At 68.4% G+C, this 25,947-nt stretch carries 25 protein-coding genes and 1 pseudogene; 11 read left to right on the plus strand and 15 right to left on the minus strand.

Annotated elements, in window-relative coordinates; translation table 11 throughout:
- Nucleotides 1–121: 121 nt before the first annotated feature.
- The 5 genes and pseudogenes from AC5JOC_RS13800 (at nt 122) to AC5JOC_RS13820 (ending at nt 3,387) form a co-directional block, all read left to right on the plus strand.
- Complete coding sequence (locus AC5JOC_RS13800; protein WP_494246581.1) at nt 122–637, plus strand: glycosyltransferase; 516 nt, start codon at nt 122–124, stop codon at nt 635–637.
- On the plus strand, nt 532–1,251 hold the full coding sequence (locus AC5JOC_RS13805; RefSeq protein ID WP_494246582.1) for a glycosyltransferase family 4 protein: 720 nt from the start codon (nt 532–534) through the stop codon (nt 1,249–1,251). Before AC5JOC_RS13800 ends, AC5JOC_RS13805 begins: the two co-directional genes overlap by 106 nt.
- Before the next feature lie 480 nt (nt 1,252–1,731).
- The gene (locus AC5JOC_RS13810; RefSeq protein ID WP_494246583.1) at nt 1,732–2,250 is read left to right on the plus strand and encodes a hypothetical protein; all 519 of its coding nucleotides are present in this window, start codon (nt 1,732–1,734) and stop codon (nt 2,248–2,250) included.
- Between the two features lie 10 nt (nt 2,251–2,260).
- Nucleotides 2,261–3,003 (plus strand): annotated as a pseudogene (locus tag AC5JOC_RS13815) (glycosyltransferase family 2 protein).
- Between the two features lie 138 nt (nt 3,004–3,141).
- Nucleotides 3,142–3,387, plus strand: coding sequence for a DUF2304 domain-containing protein (locus tag AC5JOC_RS13820; RefSeq protein ID WP_494246886.1), 246 nt, complete (start codon nt 3,142–3,144; stop codon nt 3,385–3,387).
- Here AC5JOC_RS13820 and AC5JOC_RS13825 read toward each other — a convergent pair.
- The 4 genes from AC5JOC_RS13825 to AC5JOC_RS13840 all read right to left on the minus strand — a co-directional run bounded on the left by AC5JOC_RS13825 (nt 3,269) and on the right by AC5JOC_RS13840 (nt 6,876).
- Nucleotides 3,269–4,102 carry a hypothetical protein gene (locus tag AC5JOC_RS13825; protein ID WP_494246584.1) on the minus strand — a complete coding sequence of 278 codons (834 nt, stop codon included), beginning with the start codon at nt 4,100–4,102 and terminating at the stop codon, nt 3,269–3,271. The genes AC5JOC_RS13820 and AC5JOC_RS13825 overlap by 119 nt on opposite strands.
- A gap of 620 nt (nt 4,103–4,722) precedes the next feature.
- A complete protein-coding gene (locus tag AC5JOC_RS13830; protein ID WP_494246585.1) occupies nt 4,723–5,808 on the minus strand; it encodes an NAD-dependent epimerase/dehydratase family protein in 1,086 nt (361 codons plus the stop codon).
- Nucleotides 5,805–6,347 carry an acyltransferase family protein gene (locus AC5JOC_RS13835; RefSeq protein WP_494246586.1) on the minus strand — a complete coding sequence of 181 codons (543 nt, stop codon included), beginning with the start codon at nt 6,345–6,347 and terminating at the stop codon, nt 5,805–5,807. Before AC5JOC_RS13835 ends, AC5JOC_RS13830 begins: the two co-directional genes overlap by 4 nt.
- A gap of 244 nt (nt 6,348–6,591) precedes the next feature.
- The gene (locus AC5JOC_RS13840) at nt 6,592–6,876 is read right to left on the minus strand and encodes an acyltransferase family protein (RefSeq protein ID WP_494246587.1); all 285 of its coding nucleotides are present in this window, start codon (nt 6,874–6,876) and stop codon (nt 6,592–6,594) included.
- Between the two features lie 1,417 nt (nt 6,877–8,293).
- Between AC5JOC_RS13840 and AC5JOC_RS13845 the strand changes: the two genes are divergently transcribed.
- Nucleotides 8,294–8,752, plus strand: coding sequence for a hypothetical protein (locus AC5JOC_RS13845; RefSeq protein ID WP_494246588.1), 459 nt, complete (start codon nt 8,294–8,296; stop codon nt 8,750–8,752).
- 174 nt (nt 8,753–8,926) lie between these two features.
- Here AC5JOC_RS13845 and AC5JOC_RS13850 read toward each other — a convergent pair whose 3' ends face one another.
- Nucleotides 8,927–10,282 (minus strand): hypothetical protein, encoded by a 1,356-nt coding sequence (locus AC5JOC_RS13850; protein ID WP_494246589.1) that lies wholly within the window; start codon nt 10,280–10,282, stop codon nt 8,927–8,929.
- 137 nt (nt 10,283–10,419) lie between these two features.
- The gene (locus tag AC5JOC_RS13855; RefSeq protein ID WP_494246590.1) at nt 10,420–11,637 is read right to left on the minus strand and encodes a hypothetical protein; all 1,218 of its coding nucleotides are present in this window, start codon (nt 11,635–11,637) and stop codon (nt 10,420–10,422) included.
- Nucleotides 11,638–11,672: 35 nt separating this feature from the next.
- Here AC5JOC_RS13855 and AC5JOC_RS13860 point away from each other — a divergent pair, with 35 nt between their 5' ends.
- A complete protein-coding gene (locus AC5JOC_RS13860) occupies nt 11,673–11,945 on the plus strand; it encodes a hypothetical protein (protein WP_494246591.1) in 273 nt (90 codons plus the stop codon).
- Nucleotides 11,946–12,612: 667 nt separating this feature from the next.
- Here AC5JOC_RS13860 and AC5JOC_RS13865 read toward each other — a convergent pair.
- From AC5JOC_RS13865 to AC5JOC_RS13895, 7 genes are all read right to left on the minus strand, one after another.
- The gene (locus AC5JOC_RS13865; protein ID WP_494246592.1) at nt 12,613–12,915 is read right to left on the minus strand and encodes a hypothetical protein; all 303 of its coding nucleotides are present in this window, start codon (nt 12,913–12,915) and stop codon (nt 12,613–12,615) included.
- A gap of 260 nt (nt 12,916–13,175) precedes the next feature.
- Entirely contained in the window at nt 13,176–14,111 is a 936-nt protein-coding gene (locus AC5JOC_RS13870; protein ID WP_274500712.1) for an NAD-dependent epimerase/dehydratase family protein, read from the minus strand.
- A complete protein-coding gene (locus tag AC5JOC_RS13875; RefSeq protein ID WP_494246594.1) occupies nt 14,104–14,901 on the minus strand; it encodes a rhamnosyltransferase WsaF family glycosyltransferase in 798 nt (265 codons plus the stop codon). Before AC5JOC_RS13875 ends, AC5JOC_RS13870 begins: the two co-directional genes overlap by 8 nt.
- A gap of 7 nt (nt 14,902–14,908) precedes the next feature.
- Complete coding sequence (locus tag AC5JOC_RS13880; RefSeq protein WP_494246595.1) at nt 14,909–15,340, minus strand: hypothetical protein; 432 nt, start codon at nt 15,338–15,340, stop codon at nt 14,909–14,911.
- Between the two features lie 86 nt (nt 15,341–15,426).
- Nucleotides 15,427–16,896 carry a glycosyltransferase family 2 protein gene (locus AC5JOC_RS13885; protein ID WP_494246596.1) on the minus strand — a complete coding sequence of 490 codons (1,470 nt, stop codon included), beginning with the start codon at nt 16,894–16,896 and terminating at the stop codon, nt 15,427–15,429.
- Nucleotides 16,897–16,900: 4 nt separating this feature from the next.
- Nucleotides 16,901–17,161, minus strand: coding sequence for a hypothetical protein (locus tag AC5JOC_RS13890; RefSeq protein WP_153303460.1), 261 nt, complete (start codon nt 17,159–17,161; stop codon nt 16,901–16,903).
- Between the two features lie 83 nt (nt 17,162–17,244).
- Nucleotides 17,245–18,189, minus strand: coding sequence for a class I SAM-dependent methyltransferase (locus AC5JOC_RS13895; protein WP_494246597.1), 945 nt, complete (start codon nt 18,187–18,189; stop codon nt 17,245–17,247).
- 324 nt (nt 18,190–18,513) lie between these two features.
- Between AC5JOC_RS13895 and AC5JOC_RS13900 the strand changes: the two genes are divergently transcribed.
- Nucleotides 18,514–19,224, plus strand: a complete 711-nt coding sequence (locus AC5JOC_RS13900; protein ID WP_494246598.1) for an ABC transporter permease — start codon at nt 18,514–18,516, stop codon at nt 19,222–19,224.
- Complete coding sequence (locus AC5JOC_RS13905; RefSeq protein ID WP_274500707.1) at nt 19,221–19,961, plus strand: ABC transporter ATP-binding protein; 741 nt, start codon at nt 19,221–19,223, stop codon at nt 19,959–19,961. The genes AC5JOC_RS13900 and AC5JOC_RS13905 overlap by 4 nt, the downstream gene beginning before the upstream one ends.
- A 30-nt stretch (nt 19,962–19,991) precedes the next feature.
- Here the strand turns inward: AC5JOC_RS13905 and AC5JOC_RS13910 are convergent, their stop codons facing one another.
- Entirely contained in the window at nt 19,992–22,886 is a 2,895-nt protein-coding gene (locus AC5JOC_RS13910; protein ID WP_494246599.1) for a hypothetical protein, read from the minus strand.
- A 142-nt stretch (nt 22,887–23,028) separates the two neighbouring features.
- On the opposite strand from AC5JOC_RS13910, the gene AC5JOC_RS13915 reads away from it, so the two are divergent.
- Together AC5JOC_RS13915 and AC5JOC_RS13920 are read left to right on the plus strand one after the other, a co-directional pair.
- Nucleotides 23,029–23,970, plus strand: coding sequence for a glycosyltransferase family 2 protein (locus tag AC5JOC_RS13915; RefSeq protein WP_274500705.1), 942 nt, complete (start codon nt 23,029–23,031; stop codon nt 23,968–23,970).
- Entirely contained in the window at nt 23,960–24,895 is a 936-nt protein-coding gene (locus tag AC5JOC_RS13920) for a hypothetical protein (RefSeq protein ID WP_274500704.1), read from the plus strand. The genes AC5JOC_RS13915 and AC5JOC_RS13920 overlap by 11 nt, the downstream gene beginning before the upstream one ends.
- On the opposite strand, the gene AC5JOC_RS13925 is transcribed toward AC5JOC_RS13920, so the two are convergent.
- The gene (locus AC5JOC_RS13925) at nt 24,827–25,945 is read right to left on the minus strand and encodes a glycosyltransferase (RefSeq protein ID WP_494246600.1); all 1,119 of its coding nucleotides are present in this window, start codon (nt 25,943–25,945) and stop codon (nt 24,827–24,829) included. The genes AC5JOC_RS13920 and AC5JOC_RS13925 overlap by 69 nt on opposite strands.
- Nucleotides 25,946–25,947: the final 2 nt, after the last annotated feature.

Genomic DNA, 25,947 nt, shown 5'->3' on the forward strand with positions numbered 1-25,947 from the left:
TGCTGCTCCGTCATGGGGTCCGCTCCGGATCGCTTCGCGCTGATCCTCGGTGAATGGTTCGTTCCTCTGCTGAGGCACATCGACCCGCCCGAGCTTACCCGAGCACCCCTCACCCACCGCTATGCTCGGCTCTCGTGCCTCTGCTTGCCGTCGATCTCCTGTCCTTCACCGGGACGAAGGGCGGCATGGAGACCTACACCCGCGAGCTCTACCGAGCAGTCGGTCCGCAGGCGGCGGAGTTCGACCTCGTCGGTCTCGCCAGCGCGGAGGCGATGCAGGGCGATCTCTCCTGGTTCCCGGGCGAGATCGTCGCCACCGGGATCAGCGGCGAGAACCGCTTCGCCTGGGCGGCCGGCGAACTCTGGCGGATCGCCGGGATCGCGAAACGGAACACGGAGCGGACATCATCCACGCACCCGCGACGCTCGGACCGGCACGCACCGCGCTCCCCCTCGTGGTCACCATGCACGACCTGCTGTACTGGAGCCACCCGGAGCTGATGTCGACACCGTTCTACACCGGGCCGGTGAAGTGGATGGAGCGTCGGGTCTCGCGGGCGGCCTCCCGCATCATCACGATCAGCGAGGTCTCGAAGGCGGAGATCGTCAAGTACCTCGGGACGTCGACCCGGACCTGATCGACGTCATCCCGCTGGCCGCGTCGACACCGTGGACGGCCACCCGGGAACCGGATCGCGAGCACCCGTTCATCCTCGCCACGGGCAACCGCCGCCCGCACAAGAACTACGAAGGATTGATCCGAGCGCTCGCCCTCGTCGAGGAACGGGTGCGCCCGCGTCTCGTCGTGACCGGCAGTCACGGGCTCGACGATCCGCTGCGCGCCGTCGTGGCCGAACTCGGCCTGGAGCGGTTCGTGGAGCTGCGGTCCTGGCTGTCCCCGGAGGAGCTGGGTGAGCTCTACCGCACGACGACCGCCCTGGCCGTGCCCTCGTTCGCCGAAGGGTTCAGCCTGCCACCGCTCGAGGCGATGCTCAGCGGCGTTCCGGTGCTCGTGAGCGACATCGACGTCCACCGGGAGGTGTGCGGTGATGCAGCGTTGTTCGTCGATCCCCACGACCTCGCGTCGATCGCGGCCGGTCTCCGCACCCTGGCGACCGACCCAGCCGAGGTGACGAGCCTCACCGAGCGCGGGCGGGCGAGAGCAGCCGCCTTCAGCTGGGCGTCGACCGCCGAGCGCACGCTCGACGCGTTCCGTGCCGCGCTCGACCCGACGGCGGCGCGACCCCGCTGAACCGCGATCGGGCGCTCACGGCCCGGCGATCTCGGCCGCCGGAGGAAGCTTGCTAGCGTAGCCGGGTGACGCTCGACATCATGATGCCCTTCTACGGCCGCTTCGACCACTTCCAGGCGGCGGTGGAGAGCGTGCTCGCGCAGTCCGACCCCGACTGGCACGCTGACGATCGTCGACGACGTCTATCCGGACCTCGCTCCCGGCGAGTGGGCCGTCGCCCTCGGCGACCCGCGCATCACCTACCTCCGGAACGAGGTGAACCTGCGTCCCTCGAAGAACTACCGCAAGTGCGTGAGCCTCATGACCGGGCGAGTTCTCCGTCATCATGGGCTGCGACGACGTGATGCTGCCGAACTACGTCCGTCGCGTGCGCGAGCTCATCGCCGAGCATCCCCGACGCCTCGATCATCCAGCCCGGCGTGTCCGTCATCGACGAGACACGGCACCCCGTCCAGTCCACTCGCCGACCGGATCAAGGCGATGTACCGGTTCTCCGGCACGGGAGCCCGCGAGTACCGGGGCGAGCAGCTCGCCACGAGCCTGCTCCGCGGCAACTGGACCTACTTCCCGTCGCTCGTCTGGCGGGTCGAGGCGCTCCGGAAGCACCAGTTCCGGCTCGACCTCGACGTCGTGCAGGATCTCGCGATGCTCCTCGAGATCACGAAGGACGGCGGGAGCCTCGTCCTCGACGACGAGATCTGCTTCGCCTACCGCAGGCACTCCCAGAGCGTGTCCGCGGTCACCGGGCCGGACGGATCGAAGTTCCGGCAGGAGCGGACGCTGTTCGCCGAGGCGCGACGCGATCTCACGGCGATGGGATGGAACCGCGCGGCGCGAGCCGCCGCGAACCACTGGACCTCGCGTGCCAACGCGCTCAGCGAGCTGCCCGCAGCGTTGCGCGTCCCGCAACGCCGCAGGGCGTCGTGCCCTGCTCGAGCACGTGTTCGCCAGGGTCTGACCGCCCCACGCATCCCGAGCGCTCCGCCCTCCGATTGCTAGGATTCCGCACATGACGACCTCCCTCGCCGGCACGCTCATCGTCATGCCGGCGCTCAACGAAGAAGCCTCCGTGGCCGCGGTCGTCCGCGAGGTCCACGAGAAGCTGCCCGGGCGTCGCCGTGCTCGTCGTCAACGACGGCTCGACCGACGCCACCACCGACCGAAGCGCGTGTCGGCCGGCGCGATCGTCGCCGAACTGCCCTTCAACCTCGGGGTCGGCGGCGCGATGCGTGCCGGGTTCAAGTACGCGCTCGCCCACGGCTACCGCAACGTCGTGCAGGTCGACTCGGACGGCCAGCACGACCCCGCCGGGTGTCGTCCGGCTCGTCGAGGAGCTGCAGTCCGCCGACCTCGTGCTCGGCGCACGCTTCGCCGGCGAGGGCGACTACGAGGTCCGGGGTCCCCGGAGGTGGGCGATGGTCGTGCTGTCCGGCGTCCTGAGCGGCGTCGCGCAGGACGAAGCTCACCGACACGACCAGCGGATTCCGTGCCACGGGCCCTCGCGCCGTGCGCCTCTTCGCCGAGCACTACCCGGCCGAGTACCTCGGTGACACCATCGAGTCGCTCGTCATCGCCGCGCGCGCCGGCTGCGTCATCCGGCAGGTGCCCGTCGCCATGCGTCCACGCGCCGGCGGCACTCCTTCGCACAATCCGTTCAAGGCTGCCCGCTACCTCGCCCGGGCCGGCCTCGCGCTCGTCTTCGCGCTGATCCGACCACCCGTCGCGCTCCACGAAGGGGTGGTGACGGCGTGATCCCCATCGGCACCTACATCCTCGGCATCGTCGCGGCCCTGTTCACGCTCGGCCTCGTCGTCGAGATGCTCCGCCGGCGCCAGCTCCGCGAGCGCCACGCCGATCTGGTGGCTGATCGCCGGCCTGCTCGCACTCGTCATCGGCGTCTTCCCGCAGGTCCTCGTCTGGGCCGCCGGCGTGATCGGCGTCGAGATCCCGACGAACCTGGTCTTCTTCGTCAGCATCCTCATCCTCTTCCTCGTGAGCATCCAGCACAGCTCGGAGCTCACGACACTCGAGAACCGCAGCCGCACCCTCGCCGAAGAGGTCGCGCTGCAGGACCTGCGCATCCGCGCACTGGAGCAGCGGCTGGCCGACACACGTCGAGGCGACCGCTCCTCCTGAGGCCGGGCCGGCACCGATCCTCGTCGTGCGGCCGACCGCTCAGGCCGTCGGCGGTACCGGCGGGGCGTCCGCTCCGGCGACGTCCGCTCTCGGCTGGTCGGAACAGAGCCGCGCCCTGCAGCAGGAGTCCCGCGACCGGGCCGACGGTCAGCGCCAGGATCGTCCGCTCGTGCAGGCCGAGGGGAAGGAGCAGCATCCCCACCGTCACGACGGCGGCGAGGATCCAGCCGCCGGCGAACGCTCCGTGCTGCGCGCGGGACAGGGTCGCGGCACCGGTCACGCAGAGCACGCCGACGAGGCCGGCGGTCGCGACGAGCAGGCCGATCGTGCCGCCCGCCAGGACGTCGGAGCGTCCGAAGAGGACCGAGAGCGCCCACGGGCCGAGCCACCAGGCGAGGAGCGCGAGCAGTCCTGCACCGACGAGGACGAGCGCGGAGAGTCTGGCGACCCAGCCGAGGACCGCGTCGGCATGGGATCGGAACACCACCACGAGGTAGCTCTGCAGCGCGAGGACGACGATGACGATCGGTGCGCGGGTGAGGGTGATCGCGTACGTCAGCGAGCCGAACGCGTCCGGCGACACGGTGTCGCCCGTGGCCTGGATCATGAGCGGGAGACCGCTGACCATGACGCCGGTCGCCGCGGCCGCGACGACGGTGCGCAGCACGTTCCAGCTGAGTTCCCTCGGACCGACGTCGACGGCGAACCGACCCACGACCCCGCGGCGGATGAACAGCCAGAGGACGAGCGGGGTGACGGCGAACGGCAGGGCGACGCCCCAGGCGAGGACGGCGGTGTCGGTCGGTGACCAGGAGCAGGCCGCCGACGAGCGCGAATCGGAGGACGCCGTCGATCACGGTCATCGCGGCCGCTGCGGCCCAGAACGACAGCCCGTACAGCACGCCGGAGACGGCTGCCACCACCAGGTAGGCGGAGACGCCGAGGACGAGTGGTGGCACGAGCGCCCAACCCTCGTCGGGGAACACCGCGCCGACCCAGATCCAGGCCGAACCGGCGAGGATCGCCGCCACCCCGACCACCGCCACGAGGGTGAAGTTGCGCACCACCGGGGCTCGTCGGGTCTCGCCGGGACCAGCCCCGGATCGGTCGACCGGGTGCGTCGCACGGGCGATCTCCTGCTGTGCGCCCGACAACGCGCTGACGAGGAGGTAGAGCGCCGACCAGAAGACCGCGAACGAGGCGTAGGCGGCGGTCCCGAGCGCCACCCCGGTGACGATCTGCAGCAGGTACCCCGCTCCCCCACCGACGGCGGTGGCCAGCAGGATCAGGACGGCGCCGTTCGGCCCGCGGCGCGCGACCTCGGGAGGCACGTCCCTATTCCTGGACGTCGGCACCACGCTGGGCGGCGATCCACTCCTGCAGTGCGGCGACGCCTCGCGTGACGTCCCAGGCGGGGGCCCAGTCGAGACCGGCGAGCGAGTCCTCGATGCTGCACTCGGCGTGCCGGACGTCGCCGTCGCGGTACATGCCGTTGACCACCGGAGCCGGAGCGTCGTGGTAGGCGGCGATCGCCTGGGCGAGCTCGAGGATCGTGGTGCCGACACCGGACCCGATGTCGAACCGCGACACGTCTGCCGAGGGCCCCGCCGTGATGACGGCTCGGAACGACTCGGCGATGTCGTCGATGAACACGAAATCGCGAACGATCCGACCGTCCTCGTAGACCTGGATGGTGCCGCCGTCCATGGCGAGCTGGGAGAAGAGGGACACGATGCCCGTGTAGGAGTTGATGAGCGACTGGCCGGGACCGTAGACGTTCTGCAGTCGCAGGACGGTCAGCTTCGCGTCGTGGGCGGCCGTCCATGCCGACAGGATGTGCTCCTGCGCGAGCTTGGTCGCTCCGTAGACGCTCGTGGGCGCCGGCATCGTCACCGCGGCACGGCTCGGCAACGGCTTCGCCGCCGGGAAGTCCCACTCGCCCCGCTCGAACTGGGCGTGCGAACGCTGTCCCGGCTCGAAGACGGTGCCGTCCTCCCGCTGCCACTGCCCCTCGCCGTAGACCGCGCGACTCGACGACAGGACGAAGTGCCCGGGGACCTGCCCGGCGCGCCCCAGGGCGTCCAGCATCTCCGTCGTGCCGACCACGTTCGCCTCGGCGTGACTCGTCGCCGCGTGGAGCGACTGCGCCGTCCCGGTCTCAGCGGCGAGGTGCACGATGACGTCGGGCCGGACGTCGGCGAGGAGCGCGTCCCACGCCGCGGCGTCCGTGACGTCGCCGACGACGAGTTCAGCCGCCTCGTGGAGGTCCGCCGGGCGCTCCGCGCTCGGGTGCACCTGCGGGTGCAGCTTGTCGATGACGACCCACCGCTCCGCGGCCGCAGCCAGCTTGTGCGAGAGCGCGCAGCCGATGAAGCCGGCGCCTCCCGTCACGAGAACGGTCCCGAGGGTTGATGCAGTCACGAAGCGGTGTCCTTAGCTGTAGGCGAGTCGACATTCGATGGTACTGGACGAGCCCGCGGCGAGAGGAAGGCGATGCCTCGTCCCGGCCCGCGGTCCTTCAACGCCATCGCCCGCTTCTCGACGAGGTGCCAGCTCAACCAGGCGCACCCTGCGGTGACGACGATCGTGAGCGCGACCCACGCCCAGTAGCCGAGCAGGTGCCAGCCGAGGAACGCGGTGAACTGCTGCACGAGGAAGCCGTAGACGTACATGCCGTAGGAGTAGTCGTTCTTCGCGCCGATCCACTGGACGCGCTTGGGCAGCCGGGCCGCGAGCCAGAGGACGAAGTACGCGTAGGCCGGATACCCCAGGAAGAACCACCCGCCGGTGAACAGCGTGACGACCATCACGACGCCGCACGCCGCACCGATCCAGTCGTTCAGCGGAATCCTCCGCGAGTACATGGCCAGCGTCGACCCGATGAGGAAGACGAGGGTCAGGGTGATCTTGAACCGGATCGGCGAAGTAGGGCAGGTACACCTGACCGCCGAGCGGGACACAGCGTGTGCACGATCAAGAGGAGGTAGAAGACGCCGGCGAGCGCCGGCACGACCCACTTCGCCCGACGGAGGGCACCGGTGCACGAGCAGGATCGCGATGAGCAGATAGCAGGACCACTCGTAGAGCGAGCGTCCACAGCGAACCGTTGAACACGCTCTGCCCGCCCAGTGACTCGACCGTACGGGGTGGTCGTGCGCGAAGATGTCGTAGATACCCGTACTGGCGCATCGATCAGGTCGGCGTTCAGGAACGACGTAGCATGATCGGCTGCCCGAACCGACGTAGGACGCGGAGGCCGTGTTGCCCGCCAGCACGCCACGCGATCGGGCCGACGACGAGCGCGCCGACGAGCAGGACCGTCCAGAACGCCGGGAAGATCCGGAGGGCGCGCCGCCACAGGAACTGCACGATGTCGGCCGACGCGCCGCTCTTGGCGATGAGGTACCCGCTGACGGCGAAGAACCCGGCGACGGCGATGCCGCCGATCGTGTCCTGACCTCGGCTCGAGGTGCAGCAACGGGTCCTCACCCCAGCCCCCGGTCGGGAAGGCGTGGGAGAAGATGACGGCGGACGCGAGCACCAGCCGGATGACGCCGAGCGAGTTGCGGTGGCCGGCGAGCCCGTCGCTCAGCGAGACCCGCGGCCCGCGCGCGCCGACGAGGCCGGGCCGGCTGATCGAACGGTACGTTCGTCGTCGACGTCATGCGGTCCGATCGGTTGTGCGGGAGGGTCGCCCCAGAATACCGCGCTCCTGTCGGGCTACCCGGCGTTCCACGCACGCGCCAGTAGACTGACCGGCGAACGAACGGCGGCGACGCCCCGGATTCCGATTGGACCACTTCGCGCATGGCAGTTCTCGCTCCCACAGTCCGTCCCGACGCGATGGGAGCGACGGCGGTGGCTGACGTTCCTCGTGGCGTTCGTCGCGACCCTGCTGCGCCCGATGTCGCTCTGGGCGCTCGCCTCGCCGATCGGTTCCGATCCCGGACGAGCCGTCGCACGCGATCCGGGCCGCCGCGGTGGCCCGCGGCCAGATTGATCACCGGCGTCCCGTGGCCGAAGAACCCGACGCTGGCCGAGGCGACGGTGCCGGAGAACATCGCCAACGCGCACGACCTGTTGTGCTTCGCCTTCGACGCGGAGGTGACGGCGGACTGCCAGGACGCCGCTCCGGCGACACGCGATCGAGGACGCTGGTCGCCGACCGGCGCGTCGGCCGGCCTCAACTCGTCCCGCGTTCTACGCGCTGGTGGGCTGGCCGTCCCTGTTCCTCGACGGGTGACGCGGCGTTCTACGGCATGCGTCTCGACGGGTGCAGCCGCTCTGCTCGGCTCGCGCTTGGCGATCATGGTGATGCAGCTCGACCCTGCTCGCGCGGTTCCGTTGGGCGGTCGTCGCTGCGGGATCGTCGCCATCACGCCCGATGGTGCTGTACCTGGGCGGGCTCCATCAACCCGAACGGACTCGAAGCCGCAGTCGGCAGGCGGTGCTCTTCGCGACCCTGCTCGCAACGTTCCGCGGCAGGCAACTCAGGCCGACGGCTCTGGTGGAGCAGGCTGGTCTCGCCCTGGCCTCACGGCATCATTCGCTCCTGACCGCGTCGCAGCATCTCGCTCCTGTGGGTGCTCGTGATCGCCATCGTCGCGATGCTGCTCGGGCAGCAGGGAGCGGATCGCTGCGAGCTGCTGCGGAAGCCTGACTGCGTGGGCGCTCATCGGCGGGCATCGGCCGTCGTCGGCGCTCCTGACCGTGCTCTGTGGTACGTCATTCCCGCCGGCTGTACGGTGCCGAGACCGAACGCCGGTGAAGCCGAGCAGTCCGATGGGCCTGGCCTGTTCGTCTTCGTCTTCACCCTCCTGCAGACCGTTCGACTTCGTGTTCGGCATGATCGGCTTCTTCGGGTGGGTCGACACGGGTGCGCCGTCGCTGACGCATCGCCGCGTGGATGACCGGCGTCGATCCTGCTCCTCGCTCGTCGACCTCGGTCCTGTGGGGACGCAAGGGCAGCCCGAAGTGGGCCGTCTGGGTCCTGCTCGCCGTCACCGTCCTGGTCCCCGCGATCACGCAGATCGGCGTGTACACGCAGTACGGCTTCATCTGGCAGGGCCGGTACATGCTCGCGATCCTGCTCTGTCTGCTGATCGTCGCCGGGCTCGCCCTCGACGACGCCGGGATCGGCGCTGACGCGAAGCTGTCGCGGCACTTCGTGACGGGCGGCTACGCGTTCCTCCTGGCGGCAGGACAGCTCCTGGCGTTCTTCATGGTGCTGCGCCGATATATCGTCGGAGCGAACGGGAGCCTCTCCGAGCCATGCTCTTCGACGACGGCTGGGAGCCGCCCTTCGGGTGGAAATCGCTCGCGCTCATCTACGCGATCGGTTCGGTCCTCACCGTCCTCCTGCTGAGGCGACTGTTCCTCCGCTCCGAGGGGGCCGACATCACTCGTGACGACGTCCTGATCACTCCGGCCGAGCGGCAGGAGACGGCCGAGATCGAGCGACTCGACCATGCCGACCGACAGCATGCCCCCGCCTCACCCGTCGACCGGCGCCGCTGACCTCACGGATCAGCGGGCCGCCTCACTGCGGGATCGTCAGCACCGAGCAGTAGCAGATCACGGCGACGATCGCGCCCGGTATCCGGAGTGCTCGTCGCTCGGCGAACAACAGTCCGGCGCAGGCGAGCGCGATGGGGAGGAGCGACAGTCCGTACCTGGGGACCAGTGCGATGTACTGTCCCGTGAGGATCGCGGAGACCACCGCCAGCACGGGCGCCGAGACTGTTGCGACGAGCAGCGTCGACACGGCGAGGTTGCTCTCCCTCGTGAATCCGCTCGACGATCCCCACAGTCCGATGACACCGCCTGCCACCAGAAGGGTCAGCACCCCCACCGGGATGATCGCCCCTCCACCGGTCGAAGCGGGATCGAGCGCGCCCACAGCGAGGCCTGGCAGGAACCGGAAGAGCTCCTGCGCGAGCGCGGCCGGCGTGAAGCTCGCCGAAGCCACGAGTGCGCCGGCGTCTCCGACGGCGATCGAGGACCGGACGACCATCCAGAGTGCCTGTGCGACGACAGCAGCGAGGACGCCCCCGACGGTGATCAGGACCAGACGATCCGTGAGGACCGCCCTGACCGCTCGTGGCCGGTGCCGTACGGCACTGAACCGTTGCAGCAGGAAGAACACCGCGACGGCCGCGAACGGGAGCAGGAGCTGGAGCTTCAACACCGCCGCCACGACGGCGGCGGCGGCGAGCCACCAGACGGCTCGTCGGTGCTGATCGGTCCGGAGCGCGAGCAGCAGGGCGACCGCACCGGCTGCCATCGCCGGCGCGTCCGTGCTGATGAAGGTGTTCGACCAGAAGGCGGCTGAGGAGCCGACCATCATCAGTGACAGCGACGCACTGAGCATGATCGGGATGCGGAGACGCCGCAACGCGAAGAACAGCGCCACGGCGGCGAGGGCCAGCCAGAACATCCCGGTGAGTCGGGCGGCGCTGACGAAATCGACACCCGCGAGCAGGAAGGGCTGCGCGAGCACCCTCGTCACCGCGAAGTAGGCCGGTGTGTAGATGTCGGCACTCGTGGTGCCGCGGTTCGGGAAGCTGTTCGGGTCGGCGATGGCCTCGGGCGTACAGTGCGACTCCGGCCACCCGCCGACGTTGCGGGCGTTGTGGCAGGCCAGGTACTCCCGCGCGAACTCGCCGACGCCCTCACCCGTCCTGACGACACCCTGCGACGACACCTTGGCCACGTAGTCGATGTACATGTACTCGTCGATCGGCGAGACGAACTGGTGTTTCGGTACGTGCACACCGACCAGCACCACGCTCGCGACGACCAGCAGCAGCGCGGCGACACGCTCCCAGAACCGTCCGTCGCGCCGACGCAGCATCCCCACGACGCCGCCCCGTGCCCCACCCGTGTCTGCACGCATGGTCGACCTCCCCTCGGTGTTGCCCGGTGTCGGTGTTGGTTGGTGACGCTGGTCCGGGCGGGCGATCTCGGTGCGTCAGCAGCAGAACGGCCTCGCCACCGCGATCACGTCACGGCGGCGAGGCCGCATGCTCGCTCTCAGTAGGATACGGTCTTACACCCCAGTGAGGTGTTCGCCCCGACGTTCGACCACGCCGTGCCGATGGCGATCGCACACACCTGGTACGTGCCCTTCTGGTCGAGCGTGATCTGTTCGGCGAAGCCGTGGTTCGACCCGGCCCACGGGTATGCTCTGGCGACGTCGTTCCTCGTCTCGTCGGCGACGAAGGGGTACCCCTTGACCGTGGCGTCGGGCCTCGTCACGTAGAAGTGCACCTGGATCGGCGATGAGGCGAGGTCCCGGTCGACCGCCCAACCCGACACGGACAGCGTGGCCTTGCCATCGGCCGTCGGGGTGACGGACGCCGAATCGAACGCCCCGGTCGGAGCAGTGGTCCCGAAGGTGACCTTCTGGCAGGGGAACGGCGTGTTCAGTCCGACGCTCAGGGACGAGACGGCGATCCCGTAGACGCACACCGTGTAGGTGCCCTTCACCGTGACCGGGAACGACTCGCGGAACCCGTGTGCGCCGGAGATCCCGAACGCCCGGTTCACGTCGTCACGAGCCTTGTCGGCCTTCCGTGAATAGCCCGTGGTCACGCCGTTCGGATCCGTGATGTAGACGTGCGCTCCGATCGACGACGCGGGCGCGCCGGCGTCGTACGTCCAGCCGCTGACCGAGATGGCCGGGGCCGTGGGCGTCTGGTCGGCCACGATCGCGTCGACCTGACCGTTTGGGAACGCCTTGACGTAGTTCACCGACTGGCACTCGAGCAGGCGGTTCGCTCCGATGTTCTTCCAGTACGTCGGGATGGCGTAGGAACACACCTGGTAGATTCCTGGCGTCGTGACCGGGATCGACAGCTCGAAACCGTGGGCCGAGCCGGCTCCGGGGAAGGTCGCACCGATGTCCGGTCGGGCCTTGTCGGCGACGAGCGACGTCCCCACCACCTTGCCGCCGGGCTGTGTCACGTACACGTGGACCTGGGAGGAGACCGCCGAGGCGTCGGGGTCGAGCGCCCAGCCGCGCACCTTCATGGCGGTGGAGCTGCCTGATCCGGTCTTGGTGACGAACTCGTCGACCTTGCCCAGCGGTTCGTTCTGCGCCACGACGAGGGTCTGGCACTGCAGGAGACGGTTGTTCCCGGACAGTCCGATCCCGTAGACGCAGGCTTGGTACGTCCCGCCACGGGTGACCTCGAGGTTGGTCGAGTACCCGTGTGCGTTGCCTGGCGCCGGGGTACGCGCCGCCGACATCCGGTCGTGACTGGTTCGCGGTGAGAGGAGTCCCCTTGACGCTGCCGTCCGGGTACGTCAGGTACACGTGGGCCTCGATCGCGCTCGACGAGCGGTTCATGTCGAGCGTCCACCCGCGGACGGTCAGGGTCGCGGTCTTCGCGCCGACCGAAGCGGTGAACTGGTCGATGGACCCGATCGGGTTCGGCACGTCGGTCGGCGATCCGAACCAGTCCGAGTACATGCGCCAGAAGTTCCGGTTCCCGTATGCGCCACAGGCGTCGCCCGTCCCGTACAGGTTGGCGAGCGCCGAGGCGTTGGGCTGGTAGGGCGTGTAGTTGTAGAGTCCCGCGGTCGCCGCGTTCTGGATGTAGACCTGGCTGCTCCCGCACGCGGCGTTGGGACTGAACCGCACCGTGTTCACGCGGCCCGGAACGTGGTTCCATCGGGTCGGGTTCGCCTGGTAGTTCTTGAACTGGAGCGCGGCCGCGTACACCTGGTTGAAGAAGCCGTAGTAGGTCGAGTCGCAATCGGCGGTGTCAGGGCAGCCGTATCCGGTCGCACTCCGGTACTGCCGGGCACTCGGCCAGTCGTCCGTGATGATCCCCTGCTCCTTCTCGAGCAGGACGATCATCGCCTTCTGGCTGAATCCGCACGCCTGGCCGACCTTGGCGATGATCTGCGCTGCGGACTCGTTCGCCGCGCCGGCATAGGCCGCGCACCTGCCGCTGACGGCGGCTCGGGTCGGCGTCGCCTGTCGGTAGTCCTTGAGGCAGGTGTAGCCCGAGCGGCAACTCGGCACCGCGCTGTTCAAGAAGGACTGCACCTCGCCGGCCGACATCGCCGCCCCGTCGTAGAAGAGACCGTCGGAGATGATGTATCCGGGATTGAAGTTCCGGCCGTCGGCGGCGTTCGCCGGTTCAGCGGTGGGGATCACGGTGAACAGCCCCGCGAGCAACGCGAGGACCGCGATCATGACGGCTGGGAATCGGCGTCTCATGGGATCTCCAAGGGGGAGCTGGCGGAGACGAGCTCCGAGAATGCGGCTGAGGAATAGCTGACCGTGGCGTCCCACGTTCCGGAGGTGAACTGGCCGATCGGCACCTGGACCGTGCCACAGCTGGTGGTGGCGCGGTCGGCGAGGCCGTCGGACGTCGTCGTGACCACAGCCTCACCCGCTGAGAAGGTGAAAGTGCAGACGCCGTCGTTCTCGATGACGCCCGCGATATACGCGGATGCGGACACCGCTGCGCCGTCGGCGTCGACGGAGGCGAAGACGAGCACGGCTTCGGGCGGCACCGGGCTCGGGTCCTCACCCTTCGCGGTGGATTCGTTCCCGGGAGCGAGGGTGGAGGTCGTGGGAGACGGCGACTCCTGCGCGGGGCCGGTGCACCCGACCAAGACGGAGCCCGCGATCAGGACTATCCCGACGTATTGCCAGGTCGGCCTCGTACGGTCTCTCATTGACCTGTGTCCTCTCAGCGGGTGGTTGTACCCCGAATCAGGGTAGCGGGCCGCGGGACCACTCTCCGACAATCGTTACCAGATCGGCGCGTCTCTCACCGCTCCGAGTCGCGCTCCTGGAGGATTCCGTTCCACGTCGCGCGCACTCCGTCGTCGAGCGATTCGAACGTCGGACGCCCGAACTCCGTCGTGTAGCGGCCGATGTCGAGGACGACGCGGTCGACGAAGGTCACGGGCACCGGGCGCACGAGTTCGTCGAAGTCCACCCCGGTCACGCGGCGCAGCGACGCCAAGACCTCGCTGACCGAGAGCCCTCGGCCACTGCCGAGGTTGTAGACGTCATGCCGGTGCGGTCGGTCGACCATCCTCGTGATCATGCGTACGACATCGTTCACGTAGATGTAGTCGCGCACCATGGACCCGTCGCCGAACCGCACGATCGGTTCCCCGCCGGCGATCTGACGGAGGGCGATCGGGATGAGGCCCTGCTTCTTGTTGTGATGCTGCCTCGTGCCGTACGGGTTGGAGATGCGCAGCGCCGTCGAACGGAGCCCACGGACCGCCTGGAAGTACCGCAGGTAGTTCTCGATGGTCAGTTTGCCGATGGCGTACGGCGACACCGGGAGCGTCGGGTCGGTCTCGACGTACTCCGCTCGGTCCTGCGCCCCGTAGATCGCGCCTCCCGTCGACGCGAAATAGAAGTGCCCGACCCCGGCCGCAGCGCAGCTCTCCAGCATCTCGACGGTCTGGGCCACGTTCGTGCGGATGTCCAGCGTCGGGTCGTTCTGGGCCGTCGCGGGCGTCGTCGTCGAGAGGAAGTGGAACACCAGGTCCATGCCGTCGACAGCGGCATCGAGGTCGGCCCGGCTCAGGAACTCACCGCGGACGACCTCGACGCCCTCGGTGTCGAAACTGGGCTCACGCGAGCTGAACCGGTCGAACGCCCGGACCCGGTGCCCGTCGGCTCGCAGCGCGTCCACCAGGTGGGAACCGATGAACCCGTTCGCCCCGATGACGAGTGCGTCAGCCACGCATCGCCCGCTCGAACGCTTCGACGAACTGCCGTCCGCTGTCGTCCCAACTCGTGTGCTCCAACGAGTCCGCCATCGCGATCGACCGCTCGACCGCGTCCTCCCGCGACACGACCTCGACGAGGCGTTTCGCGATCGCGCCCGGTGCGGGCTGCACGTACTCGATGTACGGGTTGTCCGAGACGAGACGGTTGTTGGGAGCGTCGTTCACCACCGGAGCGACGCCGCTCGCGATGAGTTCGAGCGGGAGGAGGGACATGTTCGACAGGGAGAGGACGAGCCCGGCGGCGCAACGGTTGTAGATGGGGTTCAGCTCCGAGATGGACAGACCGGAGAGGTTCTTGTATTCGAACGGGATGTCCCAGTCCGAGACGTCCCACCCGGCCATGTTGATCGTGTAGTCCGGTCGCTGTCGCGCGAACTCGCCGAGTGCGATGACCCCCAGTTCGAACGCACGTCGCGGGGTGACGGGCCGGGCGTAGAAGAAGATCTCCTTCCGCGGGCGCCGGTTCGTCAGGCTGTAGTGCGTGCGGTCCACCGAGAAGTCGAAATGATCGGTGGGCATGCCGTACTCGTCGTGCAGCTTCTTCGACAGCCAGCCGCCTGCGGTGATGCCGTGGAACCCGAAGTGGTAGGTGTTCTCAGCGAGGATGGCTTCCGAACCGGAGGGGTAGAACGCCGGCTCGAAGTCCTGGACGAAGTAGAAGCGGCGCGCCCGGGAACGATCCCGGAACACCGGGTACGCGGTCTCCCAACCCGTCGCGAAGATCGCATCGACGTCGTCGGCCACCCCTCGCTCATCGAGGTTGTGCACCCGGGCCTGCACGTTCGGGTACGCCGGTGACTCCCGGAGCAGCTGCTCGAGATCGGACTCGCTTCACGATCACACCGAGGCTGTTGTAGATGTACACACTGCAGGTGTGTCCCGCGCGCTCGGCATAGTCGATGAAGCGGAAGAGGTTCTGGTGACCGCCGCTCGTCGCGCTCGGCGGAGACATCACCCAGGCGATGTGGGACTTGCGATCCGTGACGACCACCGGATCCGCGAGCTGCGGCCCGGGCTCCGTCCAGTCGACCGCGAGCGCGTCCTCGAGTTTGACGGGCAGGATCAGCTTCTTCCCGGCGAACCTCGACTTGATGTTCAGCTCGACACGCTTCCAGAAGAAGCGGGGGCCCTGATGCTTGAGGACCGACAGAGCGTTCCTGAAGGTGGTGATGACAGATCTCATATCGGCGGACCGACCTCTATTCCGGGAATGGCCAGTATTGCGGCTGGTGGAGTCGGTGGCGCCGACGCCGGCCGAGGGTCTCGAGCTCATACGCACGGACGCGCGCGTCGCGAGTCTTCGACTCGAAGTGGTAGAGCTCGGCGCGCGGTGTCCAGTAGGCCTGGTACCCGAGTTCCGCCACCTTCAGGCAGAAGTCGACGTCGTTGAACGCACCGGGCAGGAGCGTCGTCATGCCCCCGACCTCGAGGTACACCGAACGCGGGAACAACGAGCAGGCGGCCGTGACGCCCCCCGCCTTCACGCTCCACCTGGAACGCGTGCTGCGACCCGGCGGCACCACGAGGGACCTGCAGGCCGATGTGCGTCGGGCTCCCCATCCAGTAGTGATGGCCGCCGTGTTGGATCGTGTCGTCCTCGTAGTACAACATGCAACCCGCCATCCCCGCACCGGGGAGCTGTGCGAGACGCAGCAGCGACTCGATCCAGTCGGGCGTGATGACCTCGACGTCGTCGTTCAGCATGAGGACGTACTCACCGACCGCGCTCAGCACGCCACGGTTCGCCTTCGCCGCGAAGTTGAACGGCAGCTCGAAGTCGACGACGACGAGGCGTTCGCCGAGCAGTCTCGTGGCCTCGTCGATGACCGCGGGCTCAGGATCGGTGTCGACGACCAGGACGACCTCGAAGTTCTGGTAGGTCGTGTGCTCGACGAGCCCGCGCAGGGCGTGCAGGAGGTAGCTGTGCGGTTCGCCTCCGGGTCGGAGCGGATCAGCTCGTCGTCGCGCCTGCGTGGGGATGACGATGGACACGAGGGGCTCGCCGTGGAGGGGCCGCACGGTCGTGTGCACGCCGTCGGCGGCCACCGCCTCCACCGATCCGCCGCCGGTCGCCGCGAGGTGGCGCTCGAGGACCGTCCGGACCTGGTCGAGCTGCGTCTCCGCGAACGCCCCGATCGCGCGGGTCGACGGTGCGTGGAAGAGGACGCGTGGGACGTGCAGCGTGATGGCACCCGCCTGCACGCACCGCAGCGCGAGGTCGTACAGTTCGACGCCGTCCACGTCGTGGGAGAGACCGCCGAGCTCAGCGATCGTGTCCCGGCGGAACAGCAGGAGGTCGCCGTAGTAGAACTGGCAGCGCAGGCGCTCCGGCGCGGGGCCCTGCTTCGAGACCACCTCGATGCCGCCGTCCGGTCGCACGGCGGACTCGTCGGTGTAGACCACCGCGGCGTCGGGTGCGAGCGCGAGCCAGTCGACGAGGGTCGGGACCGCCAGGTCCACGGGGACACCGACGTCGGGCAGCACACAGACGTACCGGCCGCTCGCGGCGGCGACGCCGTCCTCGATCAGCCGACTGGCGGGCGCACTGGCCTGTGCTTCCGCGCGCACGATCGCCGGGTGGGCCGCCACCGGGTCGATCGGAGCGACGAGCACGAGCTCCCAGTCCCGCTGCGTCGTCAGCGACGAGAGCAGCTCCTGGACACGGGCGTCGTCGGGGCAAATGGCGAGGAACGAGACGAGCGGCGAACCGGTCGCCCCGGGTGCGGATGGATTCGTCATCGGGTCAGGCGCGTCCGCGCTTCAGGACACGGAGCGGCGCGAGGACCGCGCGCCCGGCCTTCCAGGTGCGGGTCGAGTGGACCGCCGCCAGCTGCTGCCGAAGACCCTGCATCTCGCGCTCGAGGACGTCGAAGTCGTCCTTCGTCGGCGAGAAGTAGATCGATGCGCGCGCGAGCTCGGCCTCGAGCCCGATCACCCGGTCGACGAGCGCGAGCACTCGCTCCTCATTGGCCAGTTCGGCCGCCGTCGGACGTTTGGTCGTCATGGTCATTCCCTCGTTCGATTCCGGCGGGCGGATTAACCCGACGAGTCTAGACATCGGCCCGGTTCCGGACCGCTGGTGGCGGTTCAGCGACGGCGGGCCCGGTCGACGAGTCGACGGAGCGGCGCCGTGGCCCGCCACACGGTGCTGCCGGTGACCTCGTCGAAACGGTTGCGCGACCGTTGCAGCTCGATCTCGAGCTGCTTCGCGTGGAGGCGCACCGCACCGAGCTCCTCCTGCTGGCGCTCGACGGTCGCGAGCGCGTCGAGTCGCTCCTGCTCCTGACCGGCTCGCGAGGCGACGACCGCGCCGAGCCGCGCGTAATCGGCTCGCACCTCGTCTCCTGCCGCGCGTCCGGCCGCGAAGAAGTCGACGAGGGGCTGCGGGAGTTCCCCGATCCCCAGCACACCGAGGCCGTGCCCGTGCTCGAACTGGAAGGTGGAGTCCGGGTACCGCTCACAGAGCTCGGCCCAGAGGCGGTGGACACCGAACCCGCGCTCGAACTCGTAGGTGTCGTGGAACACGACGACCGCCGTGGGGGCGAGCTTCGGCAGGTACGTCTCGAAGTCCTCGACCGCATCCTCGTAGCGGTGCCTGCCGTCGATGTGGAGCAATTCGATCGATCCGTCCTCGAACCGGTCGACCGCGTCGCTGAAATAGGCACGGATGAGCTGGGAGAAGTCGGTGTACGACGCCTCGTTGATCTCGGTGACGGATCGGTAGACGTCGTCCCCGTAGAACCCCGCGTGTTCGTCGCCCTCCCAGCTGTCGATCGCCGCGCAGCTCGTGTCGAGGCCGAGCCGCTGGACGGCCTCGCAGACGGCGAAGTAGGAGAACCCGTTGTGCGACCCGAGCTCGACGAAGCTGGTCGGCCGAAGGGCGTCCACCAGCCAGAAGGCGAACGGCGCGTGTTCGTGCCAGGCCGAAGGGACGACATGCGTCGGCGACCAGTACGAGGCCTTGCCCAACCAGGGGACGGGGGTCTCGGCAGTGATGGCGCCGAGTCCGAGCACCGAAGCACCTCTCATCATCGAACCGTTCCTCTCATCGACCAGGCATCGGCGAAAGCCGAACGACTCATCGCCGCATCCGCGATCAACCCTAGGCCACCGCACCGATCGGGTGACGAGCCGCTCGGGCCGCGCGGGCCCCAGGTCTCACAGGATGGCTACGGTATATTGTCCGGGTTGCGCACCCGTGTCACCCGAACCTAAATCGAGGCTCCATGCAGTATCTCAGGGATCTGGCATCCGCCAGGGAACTCCTGGCGAATCTCACTCTCCGAGACATCCGTGGCCAGTACAAGCGGACCATCCTCGGTCGCCTGTGGTCGCTGGTCGAGCCCGCTGTCGTCGATGCTGGTGTACTCCTTCGTCTTCTACTTCCTGTCGCGCGCCACGCCGGATCCCGGCGACCCGAGCGGTCTGCACATCTTCGCCGTGTGGCTCCTGTGCGGCCTCCTCCCCTGGTCGTTCTTCTCCGGCGCGCTGTCCGCCAGCATGAACTCCATCGTCGGTGGAGCGAGCCTCATCACGAAGGTGTACTTCCCCAGGGTCGTCCTCCCGATCTCCTCGGTGCTGACCATGGGCTACAACTGGCTGTTCGAGATGGGCGTCCTCGTGATCGTGCTGTGCGCGGTCGGCGGGTGGGGCGTCATCCTGTGGTTGCCGTTGGTCGCGGTCTTCATGGTCGTCCTCGCCGCGTTCGCGACGGGCGTCGGCCTCATCCTCGCGATCGCGAACGTCTACTTCCGAGACACCCAGCACCTCGTCTCGATCCTCCTGCAGATCTGGATGTACCTCACCCCGATCATCTACCCGCCGTCGCTCGTGCAGGTCCAGTCGGACCGGATCGGGGGGCTCTTCGGTACGAACGTGACGGTGATGAACATCTACGAGTCCAACCCGATGTTCCACTTCGTCTCGGTGTTCCGGAACCTCATGTACGACCAGCGGTGGCCCGACCCCGCGGACGTCCTCGCCTGCATCGCATGGGCACTCGTCGCACTCGTCGGCGGCTTCCTCATGTTCACCCGTAAAGAGAAAAGACTGGCCGAGATCCTATGACCGAAACCGCCGTCCACGTCGACTCCGTCAGCAAGAAGTTCCGCCTCTACCACGAGCGCAACCAGAGCTTGAAGTCCGCCATCATGCGCCGCAAGATCTCGGTGCACGAGGACTTCTGGGCGCTGCGCGACATCACCTTCGACGTCCCCGTCGGTTCGACCTTCGGCCTGATCGGCAGCAACGGATCCGGGAAGTCGACCCTGCTGAAGTGCCTCGCGAAGATCCTCTACCCGGAACACGGGAGCATCAGTGCGAACGGCAAGGTCGCAGCGCTCCTCGAGGTCGGCTCCGGGTTCCACCCCGAACTGTCCGGCCGCGAGAACGTCTTCCTGAACGGATCGATCCTCGGGATGAGCCGCAAGGAGATCCAGCGGAAGTTCGACGACATCGTCTCCTTCTCAGGCGTCGAACAGTTCATCGACCAGCCGGTGAAGAACTACTCCTCGGGCATGTACGTGCGTCTCGGATTCTCCGTCGCGATCAACGTCGACCCGGACATCCTGGTCGTCGACGAGGTCCTCGCGGTCGGTGATGCGGAGTTCCAGCAGAAGTGCTTCCAGAAGTTCGAGGACTTCAAGGCGGCCGGGAAGACCGTGATCCTCGTCAGCCACTCCATGGGGACGGTCAAGCAGATGTGCGACCACGCCGCCTGGATCAACAAGGGCAACCTGGAACTGGTCGGCCCCGCCGATCCGGTGATCGCCGCCTACGAGGCGACCTACCCCCACCAGGGCTGAGTTCGGCCGGCCCGAGCCGGGCCGGCCTCATCACCCGTCGGTCGTGTCTCGACGCCCTCGGCGGGCGGTCCCCGTGCGTCGGACCAGGCGCATCACCTGGGTGCCGGCGACGATGAACGCCGCGAGCACGCCACCGACGACGGTCACGGTCAGCCCCTGATCCAATCCGGGCGTGCGGTAGGAGAGTTCGATCCGGTGCTCGCCGGGGCCCACGCTGACCGCGGCTCCCGCCTGCTCCGCGTCGACGAGCCGGCTGTCCACCCCGTCGACGGTGACCGACCACCCGGGGCGTCGGAGCGAGTCGGCGAACACGACCCATCCTGCTCCGTCGGCGGAGACGTCGACCACGGTCCGGTTCAGGTCCCATCCTTGGTCCAGGACCCGGATGTCCGCAGTCGAGGCGGGAGACTGGGAGCCGTCCGTCGCGGCCGTCGGGGCGTCGACCCCCGTGAGGTCCTCCGGATCCTCGAGGAGCACGGTCGACGGCGGCAACAGCGGATCATCCATGAGGTCGACCCGTCGCGAGGGATCGCGTTCGACCAAGCCGTCGGACGCCCATCGGACGCGATCGAGAGCGGTCGCCCGCTCGACGACGGTCGCGTCACCCGTGTGCGCGACGGTCAGACCGTCGTCCGTCGGACGGTTGAGCGAGACCGCCGCGGCGGATGCATCCGTCGCATCGGCGGCGACACGGCCTCGACCGTGGTCGACGGAGATCTCCGCTCGCCAGGACGCGTCCGCGGCGATGTCGCCCCCGTCGATCGCCACGCTCCGCTGCCCCTCGATGGAGCGGTACCACGTCGAAGTCGATGCCAGGACCCGGTCGGTCACCGGATCGACGAGCGAGACCTCCAGGGTGCTCCCCTCATCGCTTCCGGCCAGACCGTCGGGCACGGCGAACGACAGACTCCGCACCGGGCCGGTTCGCACGGTCGACACCGCGACCTCCCCGCCGCCGATCGCCACCGTCTCCTCGGACGCCGGCGTCTCCTCGTACCTGCCCGGGACCGGGAGGTTCGGCTCCATGACGAAGTACTTCACCGCGAGCCGATCCAGGATCGGGGAATCCGTCGACGAGATCAGCCCCGGGTAGGTCAGCGTCGAATAGGTCGCCGATGCGAGCGACTCCCGATCCAGACGGAGGAGGAGGGACTTCCACTCGACCGTCTGGAAGGTGTGGCCACCGAGCGACCGGACCCGGTACATCGAGTTCGTCCCCGTGAGCATGGCGTGATCGACCGCGGCGTAGCGGGACTCACCGAGGTTCCGCTCCAGGTACGTGGTGGTCGGCGTCTCCGGGTACACACTCGCTGCATCCGATTTCGGCCACCAGGTGTCGGCGACGACGACCGCCGGCGCGGTCACGAGCAACGGGACGAAACAGAGCGCGATGACGCGGATCGTCGCCCGCCGAGTGACGAGGGCCACGATGACGAGGACCACGGCGGCGGCGAGGAGCACGACCGTGGCGAGCACCTGTGTCTCGAGCAGGGCGGCGAACCGCTCCGGCGCGGACATGACGGCGCGCTGCAGCGCGAGAGCGAGGAGCACCGCAGCAGCGAGTCCCGAGCCGAGCGTCACCAGGCCCCACAGCCACCGCTTGAGGGGTCGTCGTGGCGTCGTCGACGTCGCCACCGGCTCTGGCCCGGCACGGTCGAGGAGCCGTGCGAATCCGACCGCGGCGAGGATGGCGACGAAGAACCCGAGCATGACCCGGAGGCGCCCGATCCGGTTGCTGTCGAAGATCGGGAGTTGCTGCGCGGCCCCGAGGACCGGTCCGCCGAGGTACACCAGCACGGCGGACACGAGCAGCCCGACCACCAGGAACACGCTCATGTCCCGACGACCGCGGCGCCAGGGCCGCACGAGGACGGCCAGGAGGGCGAGGACCACCGCCACCGCTCCGACGTAGGACAGCCGCTCGACGGGCGAACTGCTGCCCCAGGTGTCGCCGGTGCTCACCTCGCCGACCAGACCCGGGACGAAGGCCGACAGGAGGTCGGCGACGCTCAGGTGGTTCTCCGGACCCTGCCGGCGACCGCTGAAATCAAGGACGGCGACGGCGTTCAGCGCGAACGGCAGCAGCGTCCAGGCCGACAACAGGAATCCGAGGACGACGCCGAGCGCGCTGACGAGGCCGGCCAGGACGACCTTCCAGAAGCGACGATGGACGACGATCGCACGCACGAGGACGTACGCGGCTCCCGCGTACAGGGCGTACCCGACGATGGCCGGGAACCCGCCGAGGAGCATGCTCGCGAGCACCAGACCGAGCGGCACGGCGTCGAGCAGTCGTTTGCGGACGGCCGCCCGGTCCAGTGCCCAGAACAGGAGCGGGATGAACGCCGCGACCCTGGTCTGCGGCCAGTTCGTCCACGAGATCATGAACCCCGAGGAGAGGAAGATCACGCTGGCGATCGGCCACGCCGGGTGGGGCACGCCGAGCCGCCGCAGGAGGAGTGCGCAGCCGATCGTCACGACGATCATCTCGATGAGCTTGGTGAACCCGGGGGCGACGGCGACGGGGAGGAACCACCAGCCGAAGGAGATCGGCGAGTAGAGCCCCGAGTTCGGGAGCCCTCCCAGCTCGGAGCCGCCGGCCTGGTAGGGAAGCCATTCGGCGAAGACCCCGTGCCGGGCGGCCTCGACGATCGTCCACATCTGTGGGACGCCCGAGTCGATCGTGTCGCCGATCATGGCGTTGGTGCCGACCTCCGTGGAGCCGCCGGCCGATGCCCACGGCGCGAACCGGAACAGGATGTCGGTGCCCATGAAGGTGCCGATCCCGATGAGCGGAAGCCCGATCGACAGCACGACGAAGACGATCAGGGACGCCCAGGCGACGACGGCGAGGACCCGCCGCGCCGCGACCGGGACTGCTGAACGCCGGTGTGCGTGCGGAGCCGTGTCCGGTTGAGCAGTCATGGGTGTCCTGGGTTTCGCATCTCGGGTGCACCGGTGCCGACCGATCGCACCCTCGATTATGCCTGCTCGGTCCCTCGGAGCGAACTCGACGGAGACGATCGGGGATAATGGACAGCTGCGAGACGGCCAGCGAGAGGACGACGTGCGACTGTTCATCCAGATCCCCTGCTTGAACGAGGAGGCGACACTACCGGCGGTCCTCGAATCCATCCCGAGTTCCATCCCGGGGGTCGACGAGATCGAGATCCTGGTGATCGACGACGGCTCGACCGACCGCACGATCGAGGTCGCTCAGGCACACGGGGTCACCCATTTCGTCCGGCACGCGACCAACATGGGGCTCGCCCGTTCGTTCCGGGACGGCGTGGACTACGCGCTCCTGCACGGTGCCGACATCGTCGTCAACACCGACGGGGACAACCAGTACCCGCAGGACCGGATCGGCGACCTCGTACAACCGATCCTGGCTGGGCAGGCCGAGATCGTCGTCGCCGACCGCCAGACGGCGCTCATCGAGCACTTCTCGCCGTTCAAGAAGGCTATGCAGCGGTTCGGGAGCTTCGTCGTCAACAAGGCGGCGAAGACCACCCTGCCGGACGCCGCGAGCGGATTCCGCGCGTACTCGAAGTACGCGCTCATCCGATTGAACGTGGTGACGAAGTTCAGCTACTGCATGGAGACGATCATCCAGGCGGGCAACAAGCGGCTGGCGATCACGAGCATCCCCGTCCGGACCAACCCCAAGACTCGCGAATCACGGCTGTTCTCGTCCATCGGCGAGCACATGTACCAGTCGGGCGTCGCGATCGTGCGCGCCTACCTGATGTACCGGCCGTACGTCGTCTTCGCCGGTCTCGGTGTCCTCCTCCTCCTCGCGGGTCTCACTCCGTTCGCGCGATACCTGGTCCTGATGCTCGTGGACGATCAGGGCAACCACCTCCAGAGCCTCCTGGTGGGTGCGACCCTCCTGATGGGGTCGCTGCTCTCCTTCGCGATCGGTGTCGTCGCCGACCTCACGCGGATCAACCGGACGCTGAACGAGGAGATGCTCGACTATCTGAAACTGCAACGGTATGGCGACTGATCCGCTCGGCGCCGGCCGTCGTGCGTGGGCCGCGTTCACCGGTTCGGCGTTCGTCGGCTGGGTGAAGGGCCATCGGCGCGGCATCGGCGTGACGGTGCTCGTCGCGTTCGCCGTCTTCCTGGTCGTCTACGTCTGGCTGAACCCGGATGTGCTCGCGGACGCCCTCTCGATCGGGTGGGGCAACCTCGCGGTGCTGTTCGGCCTGTACGTCGTGGTGCTCCTGACGCACTTCCTGATCCTCGTCACGACCGTGCGACTGTGCGGGAAGCGCATCGCCGTCGGTCCGGGGGCGAGCCTGACGGTCTATTCGACGGTCGCGAACTTCTTCGGCCCGTTGCAGACCGGGCCAGGCGTCCGCGCCGTGTATCTGAAGACCACGGTCGGTGTGCGCCTCCGCGACTACACCTCCGCGACGCTGTTCTACCTGTTCGTGTTCGGCGCCGTGAACGCCTCCCTGCTGTTCCTGACGACCTTCCCGTGGCTCTCCGTACTCGGGATCGCGGTCGGTGCGGCCATCGTCGTCCTGGCGACCTGGAAGCTCGGTCTCGCCGACCGAGCCGGCACGGTGGGCGCGATCGCCGGGATCACGGTCGTGCAGGCCCTCGTCATGAGCGTGATCTACTTCGTCGAGGTGAACGCCGTCGCGGGCCCCTACGACTTCATCCACTCGCTCGTCTACGCAGCGAGCGCGAACCTCTCCTTGTTCGTCTCGCTGACGCCGGGAGCGATCGGCATCCGAGAGGGGTTCCTGTACTTCGCCCAGCACCTCCATGGCATCCCCTCGGACACGATCGTCGCAGCCGGGATCGCCGACCGGGCGATCTACGCCGTGTTCCTGGGGGTGCTGTTCCTCATCTCAGGGGCGTTCCACCTGCGGTCCGCCGTCCAGCAGCAGAACACGGACCGCCTCGGCGACGCGGGCTGAGGACCAGAGGCGTTCGTAGAGCAGCCTGCCGCGGCTCCCGATCCGCTCGAGCTCGGCGGGGTGGTCCGCCGCCCAGACGATGGTCTCGGCGAGGGCCGCCGGGTCGCGTTGCGGTACGACGAGCGCGTCGGACCGATCGGTGAAGACGCTGGTCTCCTCGTTCTCGCCGACCACCGCGGGTCGAGCACTCGACAGGTACTGCATGGTCTTCCCGGTCACGACGAACCGGGACTGCACGGTCCCGCCGAACGGGCCGCCGAGGAGGAGGTCGACCTGCCCGAAGAGCGCCGGTAACGCCGCGTAGTCGACCCAGTCGCGGTGGTCCACCGCGGATCCCTGCGCGCGGGCCTCGGCGATGAGGTGAGCCGTCTGCTCGCCACCGCCCACGAACAGGAACCGGATCCGCGCGTCGGTCCGCAGCAGCGCCGCCGAGGCGACGACGGTGTCCAGGCCGTGCAGGGGCAGCATCGAGCCGTAGTAGAGGACGGTGAACGGTTCCGAGACCGAGCGGGCCGATCCTGAGCGGTCCGACTGCGGCACGAATGTCGCTTCGTCGCTTCCTACCGGCACGACGCTGAACCGTTCGGCGTCGAGCCCCATGCGATCCGCCGAGTATCGCGCGTGTGACGCGGTGTCGCTGAGCACCCCGGCACAGCGGCGCATCAACACACGATAGACACCGCGGAGCGCGCGTGCGCGGAGCGAGCGTTCGGGGAACTTGTGGTGCTCGTCGACGAACCACTCCACCGGGTTGATGAACTCGTCGTAGTAGACCGGTCTGCGCCCGGCGAGCAGGAGCACGATCGGGAGGATCTCGTACCCGCGGAACGTCACCAGGTACGCGTCCGGCCGACCGGCCAGGCTGAGACGGACGAGCTGCCGAGCGACATCGACGTAGCGCAGCACCCCGCGACGGGTGTTCTTGACGACGATCGTCTCCCCGACGACTCCGGAGTCGACCACCCCCTGACGCAGGGTGATCGCCCGGATGTAGTCGGGATGCCGGTAGCAGGTGACGACGGCGAGCCTCGCGACGGTCGGGCGGCTCACCG

The sequence above is a fragment of the Plantibacter sp. genome, from assembly GCF_059073635.1.

What these genes read in the sequence shown, in the direction of transcription:
- AC5JOC_RS13845 (WP_494246588.1), top strand. Translation starts at nt 8,294, where the DNA reads ATGACCGGCGTCGATCCTGCTCCTCGCTCGTCGACCTCGGTCCTGTGG.
- AC5JOC_RS13850 (WP_494246589.1), bottom strand. Translation starts at nt 10,282, where the DNA reads ATGCGTGCAGACACGGGTGGGGCACGGGGCGGCGTCGTGGGGATGCTG.
- AC5JOC_RS13885 (WP_494246596.1), bottom strand. Translation starts at nt 16,896, where the DNA reads ATGACGAATCCATCCGCACCCGGGGCGACCGGTTCGCCGCTCGTCTCG.
- AC5JOC_RS13910 (WP_494246599.1), bottom strand. Translation starts at nt 22,886, where the DNA reads ATGACTGCTCAACCGGACACGGCTCCGCACGCACACCGGCGTTCAGCA.
- AC5JOC_RS13900 (WP_494246598.1), top strand. Translation starts at nt 18,514, where the DNA reads ATGCTGGTGTACTCCTTCGTCTTCTACTTCCTGTCGCGCGCCACGCCG.
- AC5JOC_RS13810 (WP_494246583.1), top strand. Translation starts at nt 1,732, where the DNA reads ATGTACCGGTTCTCCGGCACGGGAGCCCGCGAGTACCGGGGCGAGCAG.
- AC5JOC_RS13920 (WP_274500704.1), top strand. Translation starts at nt 23,960, where the DNA reads ATGGCGACTGATCCGCTCGGCGCCGGCCGTCGTGCGTGGGCCGCGTTC.
- AC5JOC_RS13800 (WP_494246581.1), top strand. Translation starts at nt 122, where the DNA reads ATGCTCGGCTCTCGTGCCTCTGCTTGCCGTCGATCTCCTGTCCTTCAC.
- AC5JOC_RS13880 (WP_494246595.1), bottom strand. Translation starts at nt 15,340, where the DNA reads ATGAGATCTGTCATCACCACCTTCAGGAACGCTCTGTCGGTCCTCAAG.
- AC5JOC_RS13895 (WP_494246597.1), bottom strand. Translation starts at nt 18,189, where the DNA reads ATGATGAGAGGTGCTTCGGTGCTCGGACTCGGCGCCATCACTGCCGAG.
- AC5JOC_RS13890 (WP_153303460.1), bottom strand. Translation starts at nt 17,161, where the DNA reads ATGACGACCAAACGTCCGACGGCGGCCGAACTGGCCAATGAGGAGCGA.
- AC5JOC_RS13855 (WP_494246590.1), bottom strand. Translation starts at nt 11,637, where the DNA reads ATGTCGGCGGCGCGTACCCCGGCGCCAGGCAACGCACACGGGTACTCG.
- AC5JOC_RS13905 (WP_274500707.1), top strand. Translation starts at nt 19,221, where the DNA reads ATGACCGAAACCGCCGTCCACGTCGACTCCGTCAGCAAGAAGTTCCGC.